Origin of the sequence: Methylobacillus draconifructus (genome assembly GCF_045984355.1) — a bacterium.
Taxonomy (GTDB): domain Bacteria; phylum Pseudomonadota; class Gammaproteobacteria; order Burkholderiales; family Methylophilaceae; genus Methylobacillus; species Methylobacillus flagellatus_A.
The window spans coordinates 357,662-383,924 of the sequence record NZ_JBJQII010000001.1; the positions used below are offsets into that span (position 1 = coordinate 357,662).

Annotated in this window: 17 protein-coding genes; 1 reads left to right on the forward strand and 16 read right to left on the reverse strand. The window is 60.0% G+C overall.

What is annotated here, in order from left to right:
- Positions 1–114: 114 nt before the first annotated feature.
- The 5 genes from ACJSDX_RS01740 to epsA form a co-directional block, all read right to left on the reverse strand.
- On the reverse strand, positions 115–9,963 hold the full coding sequence (locus tag ACJSDX_RS01740; protein WP_407993217.1) for a filamentous hemagglutinin family protein: 9,849 nt from the start codon (positions 9,961–9,963) through the stop codon (positions 115–117).
- A 21-nt stretch (positions 9,964–9,984) separates the two neighbouring features.
- Positions 9,985–11,607 (reverse strand): ShlB/FhaC/HecB family hemolysin secretion/activation protein, encoded by a 1,623-nt coding sequence (locus ACJSDX_RS01745; protein ID WP_407993218.1) that lies wholly within the window; start codon positions 11,605–11,607, stop codon positions 9,985–9,987.
- Positions 11,608–11,856: 249 nt separating this feature from the next.
- Positions 11,857–13,254: a hypothetical protein gene (locus ACJSDX_RS01750; RefSeq protein ID WP_407993219.1), complete on the reverse strand. Its 1,398-nt coding sequence runs from the start codon at positions 13,252–13,254 to the stop codon at positions 11,857–11,859.
- Positions 13,255–13,335: 81 nt separating this feature from the next.
- Complete coding sequence (locus ACJSDX_RS01755; RefSeq protein WP_407993220.1) at positions 13,336–14,121, reverse strand: PEPxxWA-CTERM sorting domain-containing protein; 786 nt, start codon at positions 14,119–14,121, stop codon at positions 13,336–13,338.
- Positions 14,122–14,377: 256 nt separating this feature from the next.
- Entirely contained in the window at positions 14,378–15,175 is a 798-nt protein-coding gene (gene epsA, locus ACJSDX_RS01760) for an XrtB/PEP-CTERM-associated transcriptional regulator EpsA (protein ID WP_287110106.1), read from the reverse strand.
- 235 nt (positions 15,176–15,410) lie between these two features.
- Between epsA and ACJSDX_RS01765 the strand changes: the two genes are divergently transcribed.
- The gene (locus tag ACJSDX_RS01765) at positions 15,411–16,031 is read left to right on the forward strand and encodes a lytic transglycosylase domain-containing protein (RefSeq protein WP_407993221.1); all 621 of its coding nucleotides are present in this window, start codon (positions 15,411–15,413) and stop codon (positions 16,029–16,031) included.
- Positions 16,032–16,709: 678 nt separating this feature from the next.
- On the opposite strand, the gene ACJSDX_RS01770 is transcribed toward ACJSDX_RS01765, so the two are convergent.
- The 11 genes from ACJSDX_RS01770 to gspG form a co-directional block, all read right to left on the reverse strand.
- Complete coding sequence (locus ACJSDX_RS01770) at positions 16,710–17,435, reverse strand: type II secretion system protein (protein WP_407993222.1); 726 nt, start codon at positions 17,433–17,435, stop codon at positions 16,710–16,712.
- A complete protein-coding gene (locus tag ACJSDX_RS01775) occupies positions 17,422–17,802 on the reverse strand; it encodes a type II secretion system protein (protein ID WP_407993223.1) in 381 nt (126 codons plus the stop codon). The genes ACJSDX_RS01770 and ACJSDX_RS01775 overlap by 14 nt, the downstream gene beginning before the upstream one ends.
- Complete coding sequence (locus ACJSDX_RS01780) at positions 17,802–18,275, reverse strand: type II secretion system protein (RefSeq protein WP_407993552.1); 474 nt, start codon at positions 18,273–18,275, stop codon at positions 17,802–17,804. The genes ACJSDX_RS01775 and ACJSDX_RS01780 overlap by 1 nt, the downstream gene beginning before the upstream one ends.
- Before the next feature lie 4 nt (positions 18,276–18,279).
- Complete coding sequence (locus ACJSDX_RS01785) at positions 18,280–20,268, reverse strand: secretin GspD/PilQ domain-containing protein (RefSeq protein ID WP_407993224.1); 1,989 nt, start codon at positions 20,266–20,268, stop codon at positions 18,280–18,282.
- A complete protein-coding gene (locus ACJSDX_RS01790) occupies positions 20,269–20,868 on the reverse strand; it encodes a hypothetical protein (protein WP_407993225.1) in 600 nt (199 codons plus the stop codon).
- On the reverse strand, positions 20,865–21,449 hold the full coding sequence (locus tag ACJSDX_RS01795) for a hypothetical protein (protein WP_407993226.1): 585 nt from the start codon (positions 21,447–21,449) through the stop codon (positions 20,865–20,867). The genes ACJSDX_RS01790 and ACJSDX_RS01795 overlap by 4 nt, the downstream gene beginning before the upstream one ends.
- 11 nt (positions 21,450–21,460) lie before the next feature.
- Entirely contained in the window at positions 21,461–22,000 is a 540-nt protein-coding gene (locus ACJSDX_RS01800; protein WP_407993227.1) for a PilN domain-containing protein, read from the reverse strand.
- Positions 21,997–22,650, reverse strand: coding sequence for a hypothetical protein (locus tag ACJSDX_RS01805; RefSeq protein ID WP_407993228.1), 654 nt, complete (start codon positions 22,648–22,650; stop codon positions 21,997–21,999). Before ACJSDX_RS01805 ends, ACJSDX_RS01800 begins: the two co-directional genes overlap by 4 nt.
- A gap of 115 nt (positions 22,651–22,765) precedes the next feature.
- Positions 22,766–24,445 (reverse strand): GspE/PulE family protein, encoded by a 1,680-nt coding sequence (locus ACJSDX_RS01810; RefSeq protein WP_407993229.1) that lies wholly within the window; start codon positions 24,443–24,445, stop codon positions 22,766–22,768.
- Positions 24,442–25,623, reverse strand: a complete 1,182-nt coding sequence (locus ACJSDX_RS01815; protein ID WP_407993230.1) for a type II secretion system F family protein — start codon at positions 25,621–25,623, stop codon at positions 24,442–24,444. Before ACJSDX_RS01815 ends, ACJSDX_RS01810 begins: the two co-directional genes overlap by 4 nt.
- Position 25,624: 1 nt before the next feature.
- The gene (gene gspG, locus ACJSDX_RS01820) at positions 25,625–26,053 is read right to left on the reverse strand and encodes a type II secretion system major pseudopilin GspG (protein WP_309565668.1); all 429 of its coding nucleotides are present in this window, start codon (positions 26,051–26,053) and stop codon (positions 25,625–25,627) included.
- Between the last annotated feature and the right edge of the window lie 210 nt (positions 26,054–26,263).

The following is a 26,263-nucleotide window of genomic DNA, read 5'->3' on the forward strand; positions in this document are numbered from 1 at the left end:
AAAAGGGACTAGTCTTGACTAGTCCCCCTTGCCAGCCATCTGCGCGCCTCACGCCTGTCATGCCGGGCTTGACCCGGCATCCCGTGCCGTTCCCAACCCATGCGCAAACCCGCCTTACTTGACGATATTGCCCAGGCCCAGCACTTCGACCGACACGAACGACGGCAGCATGCTTCTTGGATTGAAATCCTGGCTCACAGGCAATTTGCCGAAGTCCGCCATCGTGCTGGTCGCCGACGATGCCGCGCCAGAAGCGCCGACCACGGAACTCGCCAACGACACAGTGCTGGCCATGCTCAATCCTGTGGATTGGCCGCTGACGCTGATATTGTTGGTTCCCAGCATCACGGGCGCCACCGCGAGGAAGTCGCCTGCCACAATACCGGCCTCACTGGCATTGAGCACGCCGCGCGGCGCCATCAGCGAGACTGTCCCAAGCCTGGGCGCCTGCATGGGGCCGTCGGGGCCGTCCGCGTCATATGTCTGCGCCTGGATGCCGCTGCCTGCAGCCGCGCCCTTGACCCTGCGGGTGGTACGGCCGTAGCTGTCCGTGCTGACTTCAATCTCGGGAATGGATAATGCCGTCTTGGAACCGCGTCCAGCATCGATGTCGCCATGATTCACCCATACGGTGATATCGCTGCCGTACTGAGTGATCACACGCGACTGGTTGACCTGGAAGCCGGTTTCCGCAAAGGCGCGGATATCGCCGCCGCTTTCGGTCACCACCCCGATGTCGCCGGAACCATCCCCGCCTGGGACGCCGACATTGATCATGCCGCCCGGCGCCAGCAAGTCTATGCTGCCGTCGCGTACGGTGCGGATACGGCTCTTGAACAGGCTCATATCCCCCTGATAGCTGTCGGCCTGCCAAAGCGAAGCAATCGCCGCATCGCCGCGCTCGTGATTTTGCGTCGTCGCATATGCCTTGCCGGACGCCAGCAATTCAGACGAGAAATGCCGATAGACGAACACCGCCTGCTGGTCCTGCTCCAGCGCCAGGTAGGCGGTCAAGGCATCCGCTTCGGAAAGCGTCTCGTCGCCGGTCAGTCCGCGCATGTAATCCGTCAATGCCTTTGCGGTGTCGGCACGGTACTCAGCCAGCCCGGAAGCATTGTCTTGCAGTACCGAGGGGCCGCTGCCGTCGGGCTGGATGTAGCGATCGATGTAATCCTCCAGGTTCGCCCCTTCTCCCACACCGGCCAGCACCGTGACCGAGCCGCCCTGGTCCGGCAGATACTGGTTGGCCGTGTTCGCCAGGCTGTTGATGCCCTGGCTGGAACCAAGGTCAAGGTTGCGGCCGGCTTCCACCAGCAGGTTGCCCGGCCCGCCGATATTGATGCCGCCCGCCGTGCCGGTATAGTCGATGTCGCGGCCTGCCCGGATGACGCTCAGGTCGCCAGCGCGGATGTTCTGCAGGTTGGCATTGAGGTCACGGATATCCTGCCCCGCGACCACGACCGACTGCTTGGGCAATGTGAGGTTGACCACGGAGGCCGTCCAGCTCGTCAGCGAGCCCTCCCGCGCCACGATCGCAATAGGCGTCGCGTTATTGAGATGGAGCGGGATGGCGGCATGGGTGTCCACGATACGCGCTTCCAGCACATTTTGCGGATTCTGCAGCGGAGACCTGGGACTGGGTATCAGGCCAGGATCGGCATCCGACACGACAACCTGGTCAGCCAGGATGCTGCCCGCGGCGAGCAGGCTCAGGTTCCCATCAGAATTGGGCATCAATTTCATGTCGCCGACCACGATATCGCCGCCAAAAGACGTGGCGCTCACTGTCCCGGGATAGTAAGTCAGGCTCATGACGGAGTTGGCAGGCGTCGCCAGGCCGGTGAATTTGCCAGTGAGACTGGAAGCGCTGGTCGCTTTAACGCCGAAGGTTACGTTGCCGCCCAGTGAAGCCACATCAATCGCCGCCTGATCGGAATAGGTATTGAAAAAGGCGCTGCGTCCAGTCGCGTTCAAGACGCTCTGGGCATTGGTCGTTGTCTGGGCAAACAGCGTGGGGTTGAATACGGATTCAATATAAACATTGCCCAGAGCCGATACACTGGCTGTCGCATCTTGCAACGCCAGGGTTGTGCCCAAGGTCACGGCATTGCCCTGCGCATTGAAAGTGCGTCCGATCTCGCCGCCAGCGTACACCTCCATCTCGCCCTTGCCGACGAAATACATGCCATTCAGGATATCGCCGCCCGATGATATGCTGAGATTGCCGCCGCCATCCACCACTGCCGCATCAGGCGCATAGCGGGCAGTCGTCGGGACTGACGCCGAGAAATTAGTAATATTGCCGCCAGCGCTGATCTGTACGTCGCCGCCGCCAAATGCCGCGACACCCTGCTGGAACAAATCGGTACGCAACCACCAGGTCGGATGCTTGTTTCCTGTACCCCCAGCCTGGCGGAACAGCCAATTGTTCACGACCTGCTGCGTACCACTCGCATTCACCAAGGCCCCGGTAATATCGCCTTGCGAAGCAATGTTCAGATCGCCGCCATTGGTCAGGTACTGCGCGCCATTATTGCCAAAACCGTCGCCTGTAGTTGGCGCGACAAACCCATCCAGAGGTGCGGCGGCATTGCCTGCGGTATAAATGACAGACGCCGCATTACCCAGCGTCAGGTTGCCGCCGGTGGCGATGTTGATATCCCCGGTCCCGGTACGCACCAGCTTGGCATTCGCCAACGTCAGGTTGCCAGAGGCATCATTCTTGATGGTCGATAAGGTATTGACTGCAGCCATATCGGCGCCGGATATCAGATTGATCGACCACGAATCGCCAGCGGCCAATGCCGACGTCGTCGCAACACCATTGAAGCCCTCGCTAATACTGCCGTTCAACTGCAGGTTGCCTGCGCTGCGAATCGTCAGCGCGCCATCGCGCCCCTGCGACAGGGTATTCAGATTCCAATCATTGGACAAGGTTGTATTGCCATCGACGCGCACTTCCGTATGCGGCGCCACAATCGCGCTCACGCCGTCGCTGCTGGCCTTGTAGGCCGCCGCCGCGCTTTCCGCGCCTGCATAGAAGGCGTCGGTATCCGCCTTGATGGCGGCCAACGTCGCATTGTTCAGCGTGCTGCCGCCGCCCATATCCATGACACTGACCGATTCGAGCAATATCTTGCCGGCCCCGGCTACGGCAGCCGTCGCAGCCTCGTCCACCTTGAGGCCGGACGCGCCCTCGCGCCCTGCGCGCATATTCACCTGGCCGCGCTCGCCGCCGCCCACGTCGATCAAGGCGGCATCCGCCAGGCGGGTGTTGCCGTCGGCCTCGAACACTTCAGCCTTCACGCTGCCGCGCTCGCTGGCCAGCAGAATGTCGCCGCCCTTGCCGTCAGCCTCGCCCCTGGCGAGCAATTGTCCGCCAGCCCGCAGCGTCAAGTCGTCACGCGAATATATCTTGATATCGCCGCCATTGCCGCCGCTGGCATCCACGGTTCCCGCTATTTCGATACCGCCGCCATCCGCACTCAGTACGAAACGGTCCGCCCTAACGACATCGTTGCCCGCAATCGTGACATCGCCATTGCGGATGCGCAGCTCGCGCGACGCGTCGAAGCCGCCCTGGTTCAATGCCTCGTTCAGGACGGAGAAATTGCCCAGGCTGCCGCTGTCCAGCACGAAACTGCCGCCGGTATTGCCCGCCGCGGCCTCACCGCGCAGTGCGCCCGCGGCGATATCGACCGTCCCTGCCGCCAGCGCCTTCACGGTTCCCGCGTTGCCGCCTTCGCCGCCGCTCACGTCGATCGAAGCGCCGCTCGCCACATTGAGATCACCCTGCTCGGACTGCAGGATGACGGTGCCGCCCGGGGTATAACGCGTAAACCGGTCAAAACGCACCGCGCGCGACGAGGTGTCGATATCGGCAGTGACATTGAGATCGCCCTGCGTCGTGCGCGCGGCGAACTGTCCAGACGCCAGCTCGATATTGCCGCCCAGGGTCATCTGCTGCGCCACGATGCTCAGCTTGCCGCCGAGCCCGTCTGCGGACTGTTGCAGGCTGGCGCCATTGGCCACGGTGATGAGGTTGCCTGCCGCGTTCAGGCTGTATTCGGCGCCGGTATCCGCCGTGACCAATGCGCTGCTGATATGGGCTTGCGCCGCGTCGAGGTTGAGGCTGCCGCTGCCGCTGAACGTCACGTCCCGCGCGCTGGCGATATCCACATTCTCATATCCGCTGACGGCAAAGTTGCCCGCATTCGCGGCATTGCCGCTGGCGGCCTCATTCCTGCCTTCGACGCGAATGCTGTTGGCCTCTATCAGCAGCTTGCCGCTGCCGGAAGCCGCCGGCGTCAACGCCGCGCCCGCCGAGTTCCTGAGCACCAGGTGGTTGGCCTGCAGGCTGGCAGCGCCATCCGCGCTCGTCTCATGGCCGACAATGCCAGCGGCATTGAGGGTGACATCCAGGTTCCTGCTGCCGAAATCCACCTCGCCATACAGGTCGAGGTTGCCATGGCTGTTCAAGGTCACCTGCCCGAGGTTGCCCAGGCTTGCCAGCAAGGCGTTATCCACCTGCATGCCTGCCACGGAAGCCGCAGGGTTGCCCAGCACGATGCTCTGCGCGCCGAGTGTGACGGAGCCGCCGTCATCGACGTTGACCGTGCCGTCCAGGGTGGATTGCCGCGTCGCATCCAGCACCAGGGAGCGCGCGGCCTTGATCTGGCTGCCAGCCTGGATATCCAGCACGCCGCGCGTGGGGCTGCCGGATGTCCCGACGCGGTCGAACGCCAGATCGCTGTCGCCGGATACCGCCAGCAAGGCGCCGTCGCCATTGACCCTCAAACTGGCGCTGCCCCGGTCAGGCGAAGCCGTGGTTTCGATCACCGCGCCGCTTTGCACAGTCAAGGTATCCGAGGCCGTGGCAATCAGCTGGTTCACCTTGAGCGCATGGCTGGCGTCATTGGCGAACCGGACCTCGCTCGATATGGTCGTGATTTCCGTCGCCTCATCACCCTGGCTGCGCTGGCCGCCCAGCAGAATGCTTTCCGCATTCATGTCATTGAGCGAGCCCGCCTTGAGCTGCAGGGTGCCGTCATCGGCCCCGAGTTCGGCAACGACGCTGATCTTGCTGGAAACGATATCCACCATCGCGCCACGGGCGTTTGCGGCCCTGCTGGTATTCAAGGTGGCGTTGAGCAGGAGGGTATCGGTCGCCGACAGCACCAGTTGCCCGGCATCCCCGGCCAGCCGCGGAGGAGTCAGCCCGGCCGCTTCCGCTTGTGCGGCAAAGAAGGTGTTGCCGCCGCTGATCATGTATTCGGCAGGCGCGCGCGTCACGGATCCGGCAGGCGTGCGGAATACGTTGCCATTGGTCACGCGGAAGGTTTCCCAGACGGCATTGCGGCTGCTCCTGTTGATATTGGTCTGGTAGCCGGAAACCAGGTAGGAGCCGTCATGCAGCATGGTATTGGTTCCCTGGCGGAGATTCTGCCCCGGGCCGGCCTGCAGCAGATACGCCCCCTCAAGCAGGGCGTAATGCGCCGGAAGCAATGTGTAATACCCCGGCTCCAGCCCCGGAATGCCGGAGAGATACACCGCATCGCCGATCTGCGGCGCATTGTCCTTGACATAGTCATAATCGAAAGGCGCATATTCGTTTTTCATGCCGGGCGCGACGGCGTAATAGCCCGGCTGCGACAGCACATCGGTGGAGCCGCCTATGCCGTCGATCCATTCATACGCAAAAGTGTCGCCGCCTCCCGAAATATCGATCACGGCCCCTTCCCGCAGATCGACATCCTTCGCGGTATAGGAAATGCGTTTTTCCGCCGGGGTATTGCCAAAACCATTGGGCAACACCCATGACGTCCCGCCCTCTATGGTCGTACCATAAGGAATGCTCAAGCCCTCGGCCGAAACCGACGTCCGGCTGTTTCCACCCAGCACCAGATCGCTTTCGGCATCCAGGGATATCTGGCCCAGGGGCGCCAGCAGCACGCCTTCCTGGTTGATGGTATCCGCCTTGAAGCCGAGCTTGCCGCCCGCGCTGAACACCGGCCGGTAGGCCTCGCCGCTGGAGCGGATGGTAATATTGCTGTCCGCGCCCAGCGCTTCGATATTGAAGCTGCTGTTGCTCACAGGATAAATCTGGCGCGCTGTCATGAGCAGGTTGCCGTTGGTGCGCAATGATCCCGCATTGTCAAAGGTCAGGCCGCGCATGCGGATATCCAGGCGGCTGTTCAGTTCGGCCTGATTGATGCCAGACAGGTTGACAGTGCCATTCAGGTCGATGAAATCGGCCGTCACCCTGAAGGCGCCGCTGCCGGCCTGCACCGTATTGCTGACCTGCGGAGCTGCCAGGGTGACATGGGACGACTGCACCTCGGCAATCCCGTTATCCGCCACTTCAAACGAGGCCGAAGTCAAGGCCAATGTCTCCGGCGCGCTCAGCCGGACGCCATCCTCCAGCACGATGCGGTCGCGCTGGGCGGCATTGGCCGCACGGCCTTCCGTCGTGCTTTCCAGGCTGACATGATCGAACTCCCCGGCATTGATCTGCTCCGTGGAAATCTGCGCCTTGCCTTCAAAAGCCGCCAGGCTGTCGCGCGGATTCAGGCCATCGCCCTGCGCCTGTTTGCTGCTGGTCACCGTCAGTACGCGCTGGACGGACGGCGTGGGGGGCACTTGGGTAGCCCCATTCAAATCTCCCCTCAGCGCAATGTTCAATGTGCCGCCCTCGCCGCTGCCGCTCGCGCCGCCGCGGAAGTCGCCATCCAGAATCATGCCTTCCCGCGCCGTGATATCGATACTACCCGCCGCCCCATGCAAGGTCTGGCGCTGTACGCCTCTGCCGGTATCCACATCCACTTTGCCCGAGGCGCCTGAAACATCGAGCAGGCTGCCTTCCTCGGCGACCACGAAGCCTCTTCCGGCATTGATCGCGATACTGCCGCCGTCCAGCACCTTGGCGCTGCTCAACGTTCGCGCGGAACCAGCCGGCGTGACATAGCTGCCGGTCGCGCTGATGATCGAATCGCCGCCTATCCAGATGCTCTGCTGGTTGTCATAGGGCAACTGGTCCGCATCGCCGCGCAGCAGCAGGCTGATAGCGCCGGATGGCGAAAACAGGCTGCCCAGCATGGTGAGCTGGCGGCTCGCCTCAAGGCTGATGGCGCCTACCTGCGCCGCAAGATTGGGCGCGTCGGTGCGGATCACCGTATTGGGCAAGATGGTCAGGTCGGCCAGTGACGTCTGGCCGCCGTAAGCCGAAAAGCTCAACGAGGCTGGCGCGCGCTGCCCCTCTGGCAGCAATACCGGCGCGGCCACCTGGCTCATGCTTGCGCCGCTGGCCACAGTGCTGTAGCCCGCTTTCAGCAGCAGTGTCTGCATCTTGGGATGGATCAGCGTTTCCCCGCCCGAAGCGTCGCCGACCACGAATTCGCCGCCATTGGCCGTATTACGGACGGTATAGGAGGAAAACCCGCCTTGCTCGAAAAAGGCTTCCTGCAGCCAGAAATCAGCAGGCCCGGCTGGCTGGCCGCCGATCTGCACATCCTGCGATGTCGAGACAGAGAACGCGCCGCCCTGGCTGAAGCCATAGGATTGCAGCTGCCCGCCGATCTCCACCGCCCGCCCTTGCAGGCTGATATCGCCGCCGTCGCCCGTCCGCAGCGTGCCGGTGCTGCTCAGCCACGCGCCCGCGCTGGCGTCAAGCAGCGTGCCTTGCCCGAGCACCACATCCTGGCTCGCGGTCAGGCTGATGCTGCCGCCGTCCAACGCGACCGGCGTCTGCATGGCCCCGGCCAACTGTGGGTTATCGTTGTTCCAATTTCCTGCCGTGATCAGGCGCACGCCGTCCCTGACGGTGACCGACTGGTTGGCAACCTTGGTCGCCACGGTAATATCGCCGCCCGGCGTGACGATATCGTGACGGATATCAACGCCGCCGCCCTGGAGATTCACCGATCCATTGGGGTCGGTCACGATATCGGCATCCACCACGATCGCCCCGCCGCTATCCACGCCGATATGGTTGAACCCATGGCTCAGCAGCGCGGTGCCGAGTATGGTTTCAGTGCTGGTATTGGCGTCGTTGACAGTAAAATCGGCGGGGACCACTGCAGAGGCTTCCTGTATGCGCGTCACCCCTGCGCTTGTGGTCAGGTTGAATTTACCACCCTCAGGAAAATTGCCGCGCTGCGTCACGTCGGTGCGCGTGCTGGCCTGCATGTCGCCATTCAGCAAGGCCGGGCGCGTAGTGCTGATGTTGATGGTGCCGGCATCCTGGCCTTCGCGATAGGCTGCCTGCCAGGTGCCCTTGCCATTCGGGTTCAGCTCTTTTCTATCGGTCCAGCCCCATTTGGGATCCATTTTCTTGTAGACATCGGTCAGCCCCTCGTAATCGGTGTAGCTGTTCGCATCCGAGATGGCGACGGCGCGGCCCTGGTACAACAACCGGCTCTCGCGGATAAACCCGGCGTCGTAATCGATCACGCCGCCGGAAACATCGATCACCGACCCGGCCTTGGTCACGACATCGCCAGCGGAAACGATATTCACCGTGCCGGCCTTGCTCATTTTTTCGGCAATCGTCTGGGTACGCATGGCCAGCAACGGAGAGATATCGAACATATCCGTGCCCTTGCGCGCGTCGATATAAACCCTTTCGCCGAACAGCGCGCTGCCGCGCAGGACCGGCGTATCCTTCAACTGGTCGGAATACAGTTCCACCGAAAGCTGGTTCTTTTCCATGGCCGCCCGGGCATCCACGCCGGAAACATCCAGGGTGGCGTGCTCGTCCAGGAACACCCGCACAGGGTCTTGCTCGGCAGTCTGGCCGACCCCATTGCCAACGCTCGCCGTAATATTGATCTCGCCGCCCTTGGCCCGCAGCAGGCCGTCGATATTGATGGTGCGGCCCTCGACATTGATCCGCGATGGCGCCAGGGTCTGGCTGGCCAGCACCTCCTCCTTGTCATCCGTCTCGACACGCACCTCGGTGACGCTGTCCTTGCCTATGGTCACCGTGCCATGGCGTTGCGGCACATACTGATAACCGCCTGAAGAATTAACGGCGGTGACGGTATCCCTTGCCAGCAAATGGATGGAACCATTGGCGCGCACCGACGTGCTGGCGGAAATTCGCCCTTGCTGATTGACGGCCAGCCCCACCAGCGTCACATTGCCACGGTCGGCAATAATCTCGCCCAGGTTGGCGGCCGTCCCGCCCGCATTCACTTCCACCAGCAGCCCGGCGGGGTCGGTGCTGGACTTCAGGTACACCTGCTCGCCAGCGGCCAATATCGTCTGCCCGTCCGGCGTCTTGATGATGCCGCTGTTCTCCACATCCTTGGCAAACAGGGCAATACGGCCGCCGCTGGCCGCTGTGAGCGCGGCGCCCTTCTCCACCTTGATGAAGCCCCCGGTATTGCGGAATACCGGCGTATTGCTGAGGCTGGCGAGCAACCCGTTGGTGAACAAGGCGTCCGTGGTCATCATGTCGGCCGAGGTCATGGCCCACAGCGAGCCCACGTTCACCTGCGCGCCCTGGGCAAAAATAATGCCATTGGTATTGACGAAATAATTGGTGCCCGGCGCATTGATCGTCCCGGCGATCACGCTGGGGCTGTTGTCATGAATGCGGTGCAGCATGGACCAGGTCGCCTCCTGGTTGATGTTGAGCGTATGGCCGCTCGCCAGGTTGAACTGGCTCCAGTTGGCGATGGCCTGCGGCGCCAGCTGCTGGATCGTGGTCACCGTGGGCGTGGCGCCGGAAATCTGCGCATTACTCCATGCGCCGCCGCCCATGACGAGGCCGGAAACTGGCAAAGGTGCCAGATCTGCCGCCAGCGCGCTGCCTGAAGCAACGAGAGACAGCGCCGCGGCCAGCGTGCGCCTGCGGGCGCGCCGTCCCTGGCCTGCGCTGGCGGCCGTCACCGCCAACTCGTGCGCCGGAACATATGCCCCCAGACGCTTGTTGAACACCAAACGGAATAATCCTCGATTCATGCCAACCTCCTAAACCCTTGCTTACCAGTCGTACGCCAGCCTGAAATGCAGCAGGGAATCGCCCTTATCGACCATTCCCGCCGTCCGCAACGCGCGGGCGAAATCAAACCCTGCCGTCAATCCGTGCCAATTCTTCAACTGCAGGCCCACGCCGACGGATGCCAGATTGAACACGCTTTGCTGCTCGTCCAGGGGCCGCAATATGCGCACCTGGCCCGCGCTGTAGAACACCGAACCCACCAGTTCGCCATCCATGTTGAGATATTTCGCCAACGAGGGCGTGCGCAGCTCGGCAGTGCCGAACAGCCCCTTGTCGCCCAGCGCGCTGGCCTCGTAATAGCCGCGCACCGTATCCGCGCCGCCGACGAAAAACTGCTCGTTGGCGATAATGGGCGCGCCTGCCGCCTGCCCGGACAAACGGCCGAACAACTTCCACTCCCTGGGCAGCGTGTGCGTATGCTTGATGTCCGCGCGCAAATAGGCAAAGCTGCCCTGGGCCCTGGAGCGCTTCATGGCGAACTCCTCTTCATCCGACCCGAGGTCGCGGACGGCGAACGTCAGGCCCAGGTTGATCTGGGTCGTGCCTTTTGCCGTCTGCAAGGTACTGTCGTATCCCGCAAAAAAAGGCATGTAGCTGATGGGCGTATTGAACCCCTCGCCGATCAGGCGCGTAGACTCTTTGAAATCCTTGTAATCGACTCCCAGCGTCACATTGTGGAAATAGCCGGAAAGCGCAGGCGCGGGCAAGGGATGAATGTAGCGCAGGCCGAAAATATTACCGTTGCCGATCACGTTCACATCCCCGATAGCGCTGACGTCGCTGCGCGACACCACGCCGTAGAACGCCCAATAATCCCCCGCCAATGTCGGAATCAGATAAGTCGCGGACAGCACCCTCGTTTCATTGGTATCTTCCGGCGTCACCTGAAAACTCAAACTCAGGCTGTGGTCGAGCTGCCACAGATTGTCATAACGAATGGAGCCATTGAGCCGCGTATGCGTGGTGTTAGCGATATAGCGATTGTTCAGCTCCAGGCTGGCATGCAGCGGCAGCTTGTCCTCCACCTTGAGATCGACTTCCACCTTGCCGGGCGACTTACCCGGCCGCAGCACAGGCGCCACCTGCCGGTCAGGCTGGGCATTCAACCGGGCAAGCTGGCGCTGCACATCGGGGAAATAAGGCACCTTGCCTTCGGCCAAATCGGGCGCCCGTTGCTTGATCACGCCCAGCGAATAATACTTAGCCCCCACCACCCGCAGCTTTTCCACCTTGCCTTCGAGTACTTCCAGCTTGACCGTCTTGTCGGCGACCTCCTGCTCCGGCGTGTTGACGAATACAGTCAGATAGCCCGCATCGTGGAAAGCCTTTTCCAGGGCCGCCCGCGCGCCTTCGACGTCATCGATGGTCTTGCCCTCGCCGAGAAACGGATACACCGCCTCTTCTATCCTGCCTGCGGCCAATACGGTATTGCCGCTCACGCTGAACTCCATGATGTCGAACCTGGCCTGATCCTCCCCGGCCTGCTCTTCCACCGTTTCCGCGGATGCCTCCTCGCCTGGCAAACCGCCATCAGCCGCGGCGGCAAGCCCGGACATCGACGCAAGGTACAGCAGCCCGGCCATACATAACAAAAATAAACGCACGCTTGATACTTTCCTGGAAATTCACATATGGAAAATGGCTAATAAAACAGGCGGAGCCTTTGTTCCAGCGCCAATTGCTTTATTAGCCGCTCTCGGCTTGCATGACCTGAATCCGCGCAAGCCGGGCGCGCCTATCATATGAAGCCCATATGACACACCCATGACGGAATCCAGAGTAAAAAGCACTTCCCTGTTTACGCAGGGAAGTGCTCGGGCACGACTTGGGTTTACACCCTGGTGATGACCAACTTAGAAGAACATTTGCTGAGGAGCGCAGTTGTTGCCGAAACGCGTACCCTTGGCAACCACTTGCAGCTCGCCTTCAACAGCAGCGCTGTTGCAGATGGAGCCGCCGAGCGGGTTCAGGGTCAGGCCGCGTGGCACGTCGGAGCAACTGGCTGGGTTACCCAGCGCGGCAGTGATTTCAGGAATCAACTGCGCGCCGAAAGCATCAGCCGTGTTGGCAACGAAGGAGCGCATTTCGATATGGAATGCGTAATCGCCGTTGATGGCAGTTTCACGGGCAAACTCGATACCATCAGCAAGGGCGTTGCCGTTGCCGTTGAACGTGCCAGCCTCAGGATGCACGCCGTCCAGCTTCACATAGCGATAACCCTCGTTGGCAGGGCTGTCCACACGCCAGTTGTTTTCCATGGACAATACGCCGATGGCGAACTCGCCATTGTTACCGCGCGTCGTCAAGGCACCTTTAACATTGCCGGAACCGCTATGTTCAGTCACTACGAATGTACTTGTAGAATCACCAGCGCCAGCAGGTTCCAAATCAGCATTTAACCCACTGGAACAAGGGTTCTTCAGGAAATGAGCATTGGAACTGGCTTGTGTACCGGAAGTTGATACACGACGCTCCAGGTAAATCGCCTTGCCTGCCCCTGCAGCGCCCAGGATTGGAGACCAATCAGTCTGGTATCCAGAGAATCGCGCAACAATGGAAGTGTATTGAGCAGAAGAGATATTAGGCGCATTGGCTGGATCATCATTCTGAGTCAAGCCTTGTGCAGCCTGCAAAGCACGGTAGAGCGGCAAGCTGACGGCCACGCCAAAAGTCTGGCCGACATAAGCTTCTGCTTCAGTACCTGCGGAAGATACGTCGAAACCGAACAGGGAAGCCTCGACATCTGAGAAACCGCCGGCAGGCCTGACTACTGCGCCATCAGGCGTTGCAGCCGGATTGACCAATTGGCAGCTCTTGTAGTTGACATGGCCGGGGAAAGCACCGGTAGCAACCTGGCAGTTGGCCTGGTCCAGGCGGCGCAGGCGCTGCAACTGGGTGCCGTCAATGTGAGGCGCATAAGCGTTCCAGGAACCATCGGCCACAGTGTGGTAAACCACGGAAACCACGCCGCCACGGGTACAGGCATAGGCAGCATAGTTACCCAGGGAACCAGGACGCACGTTGCTGTCGGAGCTGGAGTTGGAGAACAGGGAAATGGAATCGGCGTCGCAACCCAGCGCAAAGCCGCTGTAGATGTTGAAAGTCGGAGCGGAAGCGCCGGAAATCCAGGTTTCCTGCAATGTACCGGCAGTGCGGGCAGCGCCGATCTGGGCAGGGGTGACAGGGGCAGCCAGCACGGAACCGGCGGCGAAAGTGGCCGCAACGGCCAGGATCAACTGTTTGATTTGCATTTGAATCTCCCAATATTGATATCTATTGAATAAAACTACGGAAGGCTGCTCCGCCCTTTTGAGACGGAGCCGGGACTGCAATTAAGCAGATTTGCGGCGGCGTGCGGCAGCACCTACGAGGCCAAGGCCTGCCAATAACAAGGCATAGGTTTCTGGCTCAGGTACGGCAGCTACGGTGTATGTTAAAAGACCGTTGGCATCGAGCTTGAAAGTAGCATCGTATTGAACGTAGGTCAGAGAGCCTAATGCACCAACAGCACTGAAGTACTGCACAACATCTTGCTCAACACCCACAGCACTTACAGCAAGGGGACCAAAGCCTTTAAGTTTGTCCTGACTGTAGTAATTTCCACCATATGCATTGCCATCTTGAAGCTCAGCAACACTCGCACCATTTTCAACGGTGCCATGATTTCCCAACCTATTGTTTCCATTTAGATAATTATCAAACTGAGCCATTGGCGTAGAGAACTGAGCCATACGCAAATTAGTTGGCAGAACTTGACCATCACGAACAGTAGTAATGAAACCCATCGAACCAGCCTCATTGATGCTCCCTACGTTATCCGCGGCAAGAACACCCCAAACCAGATCATTTGCACCAACCAATGCATTCCATGCATCAGCATAATTTCCAGAATTCAAATCCCAGCTAAAACTTGCAGAAGAACCAGCCGCACCAACTGCGAAATCTGAATAACTAAAACCCAGATCAAAGGTTGCTGACTTTCCATCCACTTTATCTATTACAGTCAAAACCAAACTACTATTACCTGATGCGCTAGTTTGCAATGCAGCATTCGCCGCGCCAGAAACGCTCATTGCTGCAACAGCGGCAGCAACCAAAGCCTTCATCTTGATATTCATTGTCATAACTCCCGAAAATTGACATAAAAACTGAACGAAACCTCTTTGAGCCGCTACATTCGTCACGCCGCACACTACCGAACGTACTCAACTGCGCCTTCTCAAAATTCGCGACTTGAGGCATCTTAAAAATAGAATGTGAAGTGGATATGGTGCCGACCTAGTTCTTTAGGACTAGGCAGCGCCTGAGCAAAAACCCGGGATGAAAAACGCTCTGGAAATGGCGCGCAGCAGATCACAGCGCAGCACAGGGAAATCAGGACTGGTGGCGGATCAGCCCCAGGCGAAAGGCCTTGGCAGCCGCATGGCTGCGGTTCTGCACATCCAGCTTGCGCAGGATGTTCTGCATGTGGTTTTTGACGGTCAACGGACTGATTTCAAGAATGGTGGCGATTTCCCAATTGCTCTTGCCGGTGTGCACCCATTGCAGGATTTCCTTTTCCCGGGCAGTAATCAGGCCTGCGGTGGCTCCATCCCCCAGCACCTCGCCGATATTGGCCACGCTATCGCTGACGCGCATCAGCACGGAATGCAGATAAGGCACCAGCAGCTCCAGCATGTAGGCGTGGTTGGCGTTCAGCTCGCCGGAAACGCGCGAAAAACAGAAGAAGGAGGAGATACTGCCATCGGCGGAGGATAATCCGTAAGCCGCAATATTGCGCAGTTCGCTTTCCTGCAGGTTGCCATGGTCGATCCTGGGTACGGTGAAACTGCCGAAATGGCCGTCCTTGAGGTAAGGGTCCACCAACACGGGCTGGGATGTCTGCTGCCAGGCCCGTATGGCCCTCATCACTACGCCGGATTCCTCCTGCATGGCAATCGTCACATGCGCATCTGTCACATAGCGCGTGCTGCTGAACGTCTCCAGCGAAAACACCCGCCCCGCGCCGATGGCAAAGCCGCATAACAATACCTCATGCGGCAGCAGGAATTGAAAATGACCTTGCAGCCAAGAAAAAAATTGCGCCTTCTTCTTAATACGCAGGGACGCATCGACCACTTCCAGAAAGGCGCTCGCCTGATCCGGCGTGAGATCCTTGTTATAGTTGTCCATAACCCCGATTGATTGTAGTTGCAGCAAAATACCGTCCTCCCCAGCGTGCATTCTCTGGCACTCAGGTTTCAATCCCGTGAAAACGGCGTGGCATTCTTATTTCAATGTCAAAAGATATGCTGCCTACGGCATATCCCTTCAATCGACCCATAGGGTTATAGCAACAACACATGACAAAATATCGGCCCGCCGTAGTCACAAAGAACTAGTCCCGCATGCTGCAAACGTCATGGGCATGTCATATCGATTCGGCACCCTGGCAGACATGAGCAAACTTGGCTTGATATTCATCCTGGCTTTCTGGAGCTGGTTATCCCTGATACCGGAATCGCGTGCCGATATCTGCCTGCATGGCGATAGCGAGGAGGCGCTGTATATTTCCAATACAGGGGTATCGCACGATTGCGCATGGCACATCAGCGAATCCGCCGCCACGCCGCCTTCGGCCAACGCCAGCACATTGCCTTTCCACGACGCGGTCGCGGCTGCCGCGCATGCCACCCAGCTTGACCCGGCCCTGCTCCACGCCGTCATCAACGCTGAATCCAGCTACCGGCCGATGGCAGTCTCCTCCCGCGGTGCGATCGGGCTCATGCAACTGATGCCAGCCACGGCACGCCGACTGGGAGTGCGCAATACGTACGATCCTGAACAGAACGTCATGGCCGGCGCGCGCTACCTCAGTCAATTGCAACGCGAATTCAACGGCGACATCAGCCTGGCGCTTGCCGCCTACAATGCCGGCCCGGCCACGGTAAAACGGCATGGCAATGTCATTCCGCCTTATGCGGAAACCCAGGCTTATGTGCCCAGGGTGTTGCAGGCATACCGGCGCATCAGCAAAAACATGAATTAACACAAAACCAAGGGCGAGCGCAGCGAAGCCAAGTTGCTGTTGCTTTTGACGTTGGGTTTGAATTCCCCGTCTGGCTGCGCCGAGTAGCGCAGCTTTTAATGGATTAAGGACTGGCGTCTGTCTGAGCGCTAGCGAGTTCAGCCAGTCCCCATTAAAAGCGAGCAACGCAGGTTGCCCGGAACAACGTTCCGGGACGCAGACAATCGGGTCGCCTTTTGGCTCCGCCGAAACTGCGTTTTCTTTCGTATCTTTCTTTTGGCGAAACAAAAGAAAGATACTCGCCCGGCGGGGCGAAACCCATCCTCGCGCCAATCGCAGTTTTGATGAAGACGGAAAATCGTTGAGCCTGATGGGATGGGGATGTTGAAGGAACAATGGTCTTGACCACTGTTGCAGACCATTGGCCCGTTGCCTTTCGCTTGTCAGCGAGTCCCTTTATTTTGCTTCGCCAAAATAAAGGAACCAAACAAAAGGCGACCCCGGAGTCTGCGCCGGGAGCAAAGCTCCCGGTTCCCTGCGTTGCTCAATCTGTCTGGGAGCTTGCTGAACTCGCTTCGCTCAGACAGACGCAAGCTCTTGATCCAGACAGATCTGCGCTACTCGGCGCAGCCAGACGGGGAAACCAAACCCAAGGTCAAAAACAACAGCGGCTTGGCTTCGCTACGCTCGCCCTTGTTGCTATCGCAAACACTGCCGATAACTATTAAACGCCGCTCCCAGGCAACTCTGGCAAGCCGGCGAAGTCAGCAAACCGCAACCGCTATGGCAGGCCAGGTTGGCCGCATCAAGCGCGGCCCCGCAATTGGCATATTTCTCCGGGTTCCCGCCACTGCCATTGCCTGCTGCCACAGGCGAGCTGGCAGGAGCAGCCGCCGATGCGGAAGCTGATGGCATTTCGGCATTGACCGGGCTGCGGGCATTGGCATTGCCGCCGCCATTGTCGGCCCCCTGCTTGGCGGAGAATTCCCAGTCCTGGTAACTCTCCGCCCCAGAGAAGGCCTGCTGCGCCTCGTCAAAACCGTCCTGCTTGAACGGCCGGGCATTGGAGCGGCTGTAGACGCCAACGATGCGCTCCTGCTCCTTAACCAGGCCCCAGTCCTTGCTGGCAGTCATCGGGTCGATATAAATCCTGCGCAAATGGTGTTGCGGCTTGGGACCGCGCTTGTCGAGCAGCAGGTCGTCAAGCCTTGCCGGATATTGCTTGACCGGGCTGGGGGTCTCTCGGTAATAACGCGTGATTGCGGCCTGTATCTGCCCGCCGGCGAACAGCAACTCCTTTTCCTTCTCGCGCTGCGATGCGGTATGCCAGGCTTCTCCGAGGGCTGCGAGGCCGATGCCGATCACCGCGATCATCATGAGCAGGCCGATATAAGTGAAGCCGCGCTGTACGCTACCACTCGGCATAGAAGGTGCCATCCGACGCCTGTCCTTCCGCGCCGCTATGCAGGTCGTACAGTTCGCCCGGCATTTCCTCCTCCGGGGCCACTAGCTGCCAGGTTTCACTGCTTTCTGTGATCGGGTCGATGGGGATTGCACGGATATATTTGCGCTCGGCCAGTTCCTCCAGCGAATCGGGATAGCGCGCGTTATCCGCATGAAACTTGTCGATTGCGTCGCGCACCACTACCAGGGTCTGCTTCAACGCGGATTCCTTGGCACGCTCAATGCCGTTGAAATACTTGGGTGCCGCGACCGTCAGCAACAACATGAGGATAGCCATCACCACCAGCAGCTCGACCAGAGTGAATCCCCGCTTATGCTTAAATGGCATCACCACTCCCGGTAGGCAATGCCGTTGAGGCCAGTGCCGCTGCTAAGGGAATATACATCGAATACATCTGCGCCCGCCTGTGGCGCGTCCGGTGGACTGGCATAGCTGCGCTTGCCCCAGGTGTCCTGCGCGGGCACGTCTTTTTGCGGGAACATCGGATCGCGCGGCAGGCGGCGCAGGAAGCGGATGAGGCGCTTCTTTTCGCTGCTGGCATCCGGCACGCCATTGGCAAGCACTTCCAGGCTGGGCGGATAGCCGGAGGCATCCGCATTGACGATGATTTTGCCGTCTTCCACTGCTTTCTTGTAGGCGTCGATCGCGCTGCGGATATCACGCAATGCCTGCCGCAATTCGGCCTCCTGCTGGCGCTTCACGCTCCACTGCCCAAGCGGGATCAACGCGCTGGCAAGAATACTGACAATGGTCAGCGTCACCACCAGCTCGATCAAGGTAAACCCGGCCTGGCGCGGCATCATGCTATTGGGCCTGCTGCGGCGCAGCCTTGGGCACCACGACCTCCGGCGTCACCAGGGGAACCACCGGCTTGGGCTGGGTGGACATGAAGTTATCCTGCGCCGGCTGAGTCTCCTCAACTACTGCCGGAGTTGGCTCGGGTTCTGGGGCAGGTGCTGCAACAGGTTCAGGCCGCAAGCGCTGCATCATCATTTCGCGTGGACTCATATTGGCAGCAGGGCCAGTACCCGGGACATTGATCTGCGGATGGTCGGTAATGCCATTTTCAGTGCCGGACCAATATTCCATCACTTCGGATTCAGGACGGCTGATGTTGTTGACTAAACGAGGCGTAATAGCGAGTACAATTTCAGTCTTTTTGCGTTCATCCTTCTGAAAAGAAAACAACCTTCCTAGTAGTGGTATATCCCCTATCCCAGGTATGCGATTTGTATTCTTGCGCTCTTCGTCATTAATTAATCCAGCCAATATTTGCGTTTCACCATCTTTGAGACGTAGCAATGTACTAGCATTGCGTGTACCAATACGGTATACCACACCAGTACGCTCCCCCTCTCGCCCTGTAAGCTCAGTTGCCGATCCTAGAGAGGAAACTTCGAGCGCTATCTTAATGTTGACAAAATCATCTAACGTAATACGAGGTTCCGCTTCCAATTTAAGCCCAACATCAAGATACTGTACTGTTTGAGAAGAACCTACTCCAGCAGTTGCAACTGTTGTAATAACGGGTACTTTCTCTCCCACCATAATTTGAGCTTTATCATTATTCCGTACTCGAATACGCGGATTAGCCAGAATATTCACATCTCCTGTTTGTTTCTTAAAGTCTGCAGAGAGTGTTGTATTGAAATTTAAAGTACTAGAGTTATTATTTCTCAGTGAATCTATAGATACAGATCCCGAAGGTAGTGCTCCTGCAGATGCAGTAAGTCTAGTTGGATAGTTAATTCCCAATTCTTGCAGCCTATCGCGCGTCACCTCCATCACCTCGATCTCCAGCATCACTTCCGGGTCGGCCAGGTCGTTCGCTGCTACCAGCTTTTCGGCGATGCGCACCACTTCCGGCGTATCGCGGATCACGATCATGTTGAGCCGCTCATCGGTGTGAATGTCCTTGGTCTTGAGCATGGTTTTCACCATGGCGGACACATCCTTGGCCTTGGCGTTGGTGAGATAGAAGTTGCGTATCACCAGGTCTTGGTAATCCTTGAGTTTTGCGGCAGTGTTGGGGAACACCAGTGCGGTGTTCTCGGATAACACCTTTTTCTGCAAGCCGTTGGTCGCCAGCACCATCTCGATCGCCTCATCAATAGGCGATTTCTTGATGAAGACCGTGGCCTTGGTCTCGGGCTTGATGTCCTTGTCGAGGATAAAATTGATGCCCGTGGCACGCGACAACGCCTCGAACACCATCTTGATATTGGCATCGCGCAATTCCAGGCTCACCGGCTTATTGAAGGCAGGCTTCAGCTTGGGCGGCTCCATGCGCACATGGGCGCGCTGCTGGCGAATCTCCCGCTGCAAACGCAGGGCATCCTCATGCTGGGGCACTTCCAGCAGCACCTGGTGCAGGATGTCACGCGCGGCGTCTGTCTCGCCCTTTTCCAGCAACTGGCGTGCGTGCTGCACCTGCTCCGCATGCTTGCGCGTGCTCTCGATGAGCAATTGCCCGGATTGCGCCCTAGGATTGTCGGGCTCGATCGCCAACACACGGCGGAACAATTCCCCCGCATCCGCCATGCGCCTGTCGCGCAATGCCGCCTCGGCTTCGGTCAGCAGTTGGTTGACGCCCTGCTCGGTCGCCACACGCACGCGCTGCAGCTCTTTCACGCCTTCAGGCTTTTTCTCGCGTTCCGCCTGCGTGTTGGTGATTTTCTCCTCGGGCGTATCTCCCGGGAATCCAGGCTTGGGCCAGGGCGCCAGCGCGCATGAAGACAACACCAGCACTACATTGACAAGGCCAGTGACGCGCCATGCATAACTCGACAACATTTAAAGATTCCCCTGTAAATCATCCGGATCGCCCGGCAAATGGCTGGCAGGATTGACAGCCGGCGCCAGTTTGCTCTTCTTGAGCAGCGTCTTGGGCAGGTTGAGCGGCAAATAGGTCAGGTAGAGGTTCTGGTCGTCCTCCTTGTCCAGGCGCCAGGCACGGTCCACATTCCCGCCGACGCTGACGGAATAGAGCTGGCTGGCGCTCGCCAGCAGAATGACGGTGCCTTGCGGCCCGTCCTCCAATTTTCCTATATAGGCAAACCCTGGCTGAGGCGCCGTTGGCGGTGGCGGAGCCAGCTCGGCTGCCGTCTTGGGCGGCGGAACATACCAGCGCTGGGGCCTGAACAAATCCGCCCGCGCCTGTCCGGCTCCCGCCGCGACGGAACGGCCTTGCAGCAAGCCCCAGTCAAGGTAATGCTGCCGGGTTTCGATATGTCGGCTGACAGGAGACTGCGCTGATGGCGCAGCCTGGGAGCGCGCGGGCCGGGCGGTTGGCAACAATCCGGCATCCTCTTCGCCCTCCATGCTGAACACCAAGGCCAGGGTCGCCAGCAAGCCCAGCGCCAGCAATCCATGCCGCTTGAATTGCAGCTTCATGCGGCGCGCTTCCTGATGAAGAACACCAGGCGCAGGCGCGTCTTGACCTCATTCTCCATCGCCTCGCCGCGCTCGAAACCAAGCTCGGCCAATGCCACGTTCGGCAAGGCGTCCAATATGTCGAGCACCAGCGCCTTCACCGACTGGTAGCTGCCATGCACCGGCACGTTGGCCTCGAAGCGCCGCACGCTGCCTTGCTTTTTCTCCGAAAGTGAATAATCGCCCTTGACCACTTGCAGGCCATGGCCTTCCGCAAGGCGGAACAACACGCCCAGCTCGTCCGGCAATTGCTGGATGCCGGAAAAGCGCGCGTCAAACTCGGCCAGCTCGTGAGCCAATGCCTGTTCCGGCGAACTCACGGGCTGGCGCTGCGGCTGGGGATGCAAGCGCAACGCCGCCTCCTGCGCTTGCAATTGCTGCTGGAGTTGCGCAACTTCGGCTTGCAATGGCACCAGCCACACCGCCACCAGGCAAACCGTCGCCGCCAGCAGCGCGGCCAAGACCATCCCGGGCCACCCCAACCGGTACTGCACGCGGCGCATGGCCCATTGCAGCCACTTGAAGTCCACAGACGCGGCCATCCCAAGCTGCATCACACAGCCCCCCACCTGGCCGTGATGCCGAAACGGATAAAATGCGCCATGCCGCCGCCTTCCGGCCTTTCCATCATTTCATGCTCGTCGAGCACGACGTCATGCATTTCCGGCACGCCTTCCAGCCGTTGCAGATAAGCGAGCAGGGAGGCGATATCCTTGGCTTCCCCCTTGAGGCGCAGCTTGCCCTTGGCAGCGTCAGGACGTATCGCCAGCAAGGCGATTTCCGGCTGGGCCACCTGCTCCAGCCGGTTCAGCAAGGCAGGCCATGGCCTGCCCAGCTCGTCCAGTATGCCGTTGGCTTCCTTGATTTCTGCTTTTTGCACGGCCGACAATGCCTGCGGCTGGATTGCAGCTACCTGCACCGGCTTGCGTGCCTCCTGTATTTGCTGCAGCTTCTGCTCGATATCCATGCGCTCGGCGCGCATGTTCATCAGCTGCCAGCCACATAGCAAGGCCACAACCGCAGCAACGGTCAGGCCCGCCTGGTAACGGGAGCCCTGGCCCGCTGGAGCCACATGGTTGAGCTCCAGCCTCATGCGATGCCTCCGGCCATGGACCAATCCGCCCGCCAGGGCGTCATGCTGAGCTGCACATCCCCTTGTACAAGCTCGCATAATTGCACCGGCGTGCTTTCCGGCAACGCCAGCTGCAGGCGCAGCCTGCGCAAGCCTGCGTCCAGCGTTGCCTGCCAGTCGGCAAGCACGGGTTGCAGCTGCACGGCAGACCAGCTGCGGTTTTGCCAGGCCAGCAGGCACAGCCGCCCGGGTTCGCGCAGCACGAAAATACCGTCTTGCCCGGCCTTGGCAAAACGGTTGAAGGCATGCGCCAACACAGGTTGCACGCTGGTCATTTGCCCCTTTTCCGCTTTGACATGCTGCGCCAGGGCATCCAGCCAATCCTGATCCACCGCGCTGGCAAGCCCGTTGCCGCCCAGCGCGGCCAGGCTGAGCTGGATACTCCATTGCGCGACGACATCCCCATGCACCCGCTGGAAAGCATGGCGGCACAATAGCGCCAGCTCTTCCCCATTGGCTGCCCCGTCCGGGTTGGGGACGATGGCGTAGCGCATGAAGGCATTCGACAGCACCAGTTCGACCCTTGCCCCTGCGGCGCGGGTCTCACGCATCACTTGCGGCAATGCCGCGAGCAATGGCTGCAAATCCTTGCCATGGTGTTCAACATGCATCACTCCTTGATCCAGCATTTTGGGTTTTAGCCCGCCGCGGTGGCGGGACCAGGCAATATGCCGAGGCTGAATGTGAATGACCACTCTGGGCCGCCACCAGCCTGGCAACAGGAACTCACGCCACGAAAGTGACACGGTTGATCTCCTCCAGTGTGGTCTCGCCGCGCGCGACGGCTTCCAGCGCCGCCGCGCGCAGGCTCTTCATGCCACGCGCACGGCCGGCCTCCTTGAGCTTGCGCAGCGGTTCGCGCGCAATGATCATCTCGCGCAGCTCGTCGTCCAGCGCCAGCAATTCGGCAACCGCCTTGCGCCCCTTGTAGCCGCTGCCCCGGCAGTGCCCGCAGCCCTTGCCCTGGCGCAATTGGTAATGGGCTATCTGCTCGCGCGTGATCCTGGATTGCAACAGCAGCTCATCGCTGGCCTCCACCGTTTCGGCACAATGCGGGCACACCAGGCGCACCAGGCGTTGCGCCATCACGCCGTTCAGCGCCGCCACCAGGCTGTAGGCCTCGACGTTCATATGCAGGAAACGGCTGATGACGTCGAAGACATTGTTCGCATGCAGGGTGGTGAACACCAAATGCCCGGTCAGTGCCGACTGCACCGCGATCTGCGCCGTCTCAGGGTCGCGGATCTCGCCCACCATGATCTTGTCCGGGTCATGGCGCAGGATGGAGCGCAAGCCGCGCGCGAAGGTGAGCCCCTTCTTCTCGTTGACGGGAATCTGCAATACGCCGGGCAACTGGTATTCCACCGGGTCTTCGATCGTGATGATCTTGTCGTGCCCGTGGTTGACCTCGCTGATGGCCGCATACAGCGAAGTGGTCTTGCCGGAGCCGGTCGGCCCGGTCACCAGCACCATGCCGTAAGGCTCGCGCACCAGCCGGCGGAAATCCTCGATGATGTAGTCGTCAAAGCCCAGTTGCTTGAGCGACAGCCCCTTGGCCTGGTCGGAGAGGGATTTCCTATCCAGCACCCGCAGCACGGCATCCTCGCCATAAATGCTCGGCATGATGGACACGCGGAAATCCACGTCGCGCCCCTGCATCATCACCTTGAAGCGGCCGTCCTGCGGCACGCGGCGCTCGGCGATGTCGAGCTCGGCAAGAATCTTCACGCGCGACACGGCCTGCTCGGCCATGTCCGCGCCCTGCATGCTGCCGACATGGGACAGGACGCCGTCGATGCGGTACTTGATCACCAGGCCGGCCGCCACGCTTTCCATATGGATATCGCTCACCCCGGCCTTCAAGGCGTCGTACAACGTGGAATTCACCATGCGGATCACCGGGCTGCTGTCGGCATTGATGCTCTGCAGGCTCAGGTGCTCCACATCCTCCCTGTTCGCCTCATTGACCTCGCCCACGGCGACCAGGTTGCCATCCATGGCGCGCAGGTCTTCCTCATGCCGGCTCAGGTAAGCCTGGATATCGCGGAAATGCGCCAGCCCGGTGTTGAAGTTCTCCGCTATCCATTCCGCGGCCCAGTCCAGCACGGCCTGGTCGAATGGGTCGGAAAGCACGAGCCAGAGCGTGCCGTTCTCACGCAAGGGCAGGCACTGCAGGCGGCTGGCCATGGTAAAGCTCATGACCTCGAATGCGGGCTGCATGGCATGCAGGGCTTCCATGCTGAAAAGCCGCAATTGCACGGCCCCGGCCAGGGCTTCCGCATATGCCTGGTCATCCAGGGCGGACAAGCCCTGCAGCATGTCCATCATGCTGCGGTTGTTGCTCATCGCCAGGCTGCGGGCCTCGGCCATGCGCGCCTGGCTGAACATGGCGTTCGCCGCGCTCATTGCAGGCTCCCGGCAAGCTCGAAGATCGGCATGTAGAGCATGACCACGACGGCGCCGATGATGAGCCCGATGAAGATCATGAGCAGCGGCTCGAACAGGCGGGTGAACCACTCCAGCCAGCGCGCGATTTCCTCGTCGTGCAGCGTGGCGATATGCTCCATCATCTTGCCCATCTCGCCGCTTTTCTCGCCGACGCGCAGCATGCGCAGCGATACCGGCGTCACCAGCCCGGCGGCTTCCATCGCCTCTGAAATCGCCCTCCCCTCGCGGATCAATGCCGCCGCCTTGTCCAGGCTCTGGTGCATGGAGGCCGTCAACAGGCCGCGCGCCATTTCCAATGCCTGTTTGATGGTGATGCCGCCCTCCAACAGCATGCCTAGCGTGCGGTAGAAACGCGCCAGCTGGAACACGCGCATTTGCTCGCCTATCGCCGGCAAGCGCCATAGCATGGTCATGATGCGCCCGCGTACGCCTGGGCGCATGAGCGCCGCCACCGTCAATCCAAGAAAAACCACGCCCCCGAGCAACAGGCTCTGCCCATGGACCTCCATGATGTCGGCCCAGCCCAATACCAGCCTGAGCATCCAGGCCTGGTTCTCGCCGGCATCGGCATAGATCTGGGAAAAGCGCGGCACCACGTAGCCGAGCAGGAACAGGACGACCAGGCCGCCCACGGTGATGAGGAGGAAGGGATAAATGGAGGAAGCGATCAGTTTCTTGCGCAGCACTTCCACCTGTTGCTCGTAACCGATATAGCGCAACAAGGCCTCGGGCAAATCCCCGGTGCGCTCGCTGGCCTTGACCATGGAGGCATACAGGCCGGGGAATGCGGACGGGTAAGCCGCGAGCGCAGCCGAGAAGGTCTGCCCGCGGTATAACGCGTCCAGCACGCCCTTGAGCACCTGGGCGATTTCCGGGCGCTGCTCCTTCTCGGCAATGCCCTCAAGGGACTCTACCAGCCCCAGGCCCGCCTTGAGCAGCGACAATAACTCCCGGCTGAACAGCAGCAAGGGGAAACGTGTGCGCTTACCCCGGACCAAGCCTTGCGCGCCCGACGTGGTCGCCAGGACTTCATATCCCTGGCTGCGCGCCTTGGCCGCCGCCTCTTCCGCATGCTGGGCTTCGAACTCCAGCGACACCAGGCGGCCCGCGCTTATCGCCCGTACCTGATAGCGCATATTACCAGTTCACGATATCGACGTTGTCATCGCTACCGCCGGGCTGGCCGTCCTTGCCCAGGGAATAGAGGTCGAAATCCCCATGCTCTCCGGGCGACTTGAACTGATAAGGCCGCCCCCAAGGGTCGTTCGGCACGCTCTTCTGCAGGTAGGGCCCTGCCCATTTGCTTTCGCCCGCAGGCGCGGTGTTCAAGGCAAGCAGGCCTTGCTCGGTGGTGGGATAATGCCCGACATCGAGGCGGTATTGATCCAGCGCCTTTTCCAGCGCGCCGATCTGCGCGCGCGCCGTCTTGACCTCGGATTTGCCGAGCTGGGCAAAATACTTGGGCGCCACGTAACCGACCAGCAAACCCAGGATGACCAGTACCACCAGCAACTCCAGCAAGGTAAACCCTGCCTGGCGCTGATTCATTGAATAGGGGTTCTTCATAGCGGCATTGCCAGGTTCCACCCGGCGTTCATACATAAGATTTGATGCCCAGCATAGCCACGATTTATGACGTTTTCATTAAACCCAACCCAGGCAGTTGCTGGCGCCAATCAAGCCTTCCGTTGCAGCCGGCTGTCATAATTCTGCAACCTTAACGTGCATAATCTGGGCGGCACATCGTGATCACTTGGTCGCTTTGATTTGCCCATA

Coding starts and splice junctions, on each gene's coding strand:
- ACJSDX_RS01740 (WP_407993217.1), bottom strand. CDS start 9,963: ATGAATCGAGGATTATTCCGTTTGGTGTTCAACAAGCGTCTGGGGGCA.
- ACJSDX_RS01750 (WP_407993219.1), bottom strand. CDS start 13,254: ATGCAAATCAAACAGTTGATCCTGGCCGTTGCGGCCACTTTCGCCGCC.
- ACJSDX_RS01755 (WP_407993220.1), bottom strand. CDS start 14,121: ATGAATATCAAGATGAAGGCTTTGGTTGCTGCCGCTGTTGCAGCAATG.
- epsA (WP_287110106.1), bottom strand. CDS start 15,175: ATGGACAACTATAACAAGGATCTCACGCCGGATCAGGCGAGCGCCTTT.
- ACJSDX_RS01765 (WP_407993221.1), top strand. CDS start 15,411: ATGTCATATCGATTCGGCACCCTGGCAGACATGAGCAAACTTGGCTTG.
- ACJSDX_RS01770 (WP_407993222.1), bottom strand. CDS start 17,435: ATGCCGAGTGGTAGCGTACAGCGCGGCTTCACTTATATCGGCCTGCTC.
- ACJSDX_RS01775 (WP_407993223.1), bottom strand. CDS start 17,802: ATGCCATTTAAGCATAAGCGGGGATTCACTCTGGTCGAGCTGCTGGTG.
- ACJSDX_RS01780 (WP_407993552.1), bottom strand. CDS start 18,275: ATGCCGCGCCAGGCCGGGTTTACCTTGATCGAGCTGGTGGTGACGCTG.
- ACJSDX_RS01785 (WP_407993224.1), bottom strand. CDS start 20,268: ATGTTGTCGAGTTATGCATGGCGCGTCACTGGCCTTGTCAATGTAGTG.
- ACJSDX_RS01790 (WP_407993225.1), bottom strand. CDS start 20,868: ATGAAGCTGCAATTCAAGCGGCATGGATTGCTGGCGCTGGGCTTGCTG.
- ACJSDX_RS01795 (WP_407993226.1), bottom strand. CDS start 21,449: ATGGCCGCGTCTGTGGACTTCAAGTGGCTGCAATGGGCCATGCGCCGC.
- ACJSDX_RS01800 (WP_407993227.1), bottom strand. CDS start 22,000: ATGAGGCTGGAGCTCAACCATGTGGCTCCAGCGGGCCAGGGCTCCCGT.
- ACJSDX_RS01805 (WP_407993228.1), bottom strand. CDS start 22,650: ATGCATGTTGAACACCATGGCAAGGATTTGCAGCCATTGCTCGCGGCA.
- ACJSDX_RS01810 (WP_407993229.1), bottom strand. CDS start 24,445: ATGAGCGCGGCGAACGCCATGTTCAGCCAGGCGCGCATGGCCGAGGCC.
- ACJSDX_RS01815 (WP_407993230.1), bottom strand. CDS start 25,623: ATGCGCTATCAGGTACGGGCGATAAGCGCGGGCCGCCTGGTGTCGCTG.
- gspG (WP_309565668.1), bottom strand. CDS start 26,053: ATGAAGAACCCCTATTCAATGAATCAGCGCCAGGCAGGGTTTACCTTG.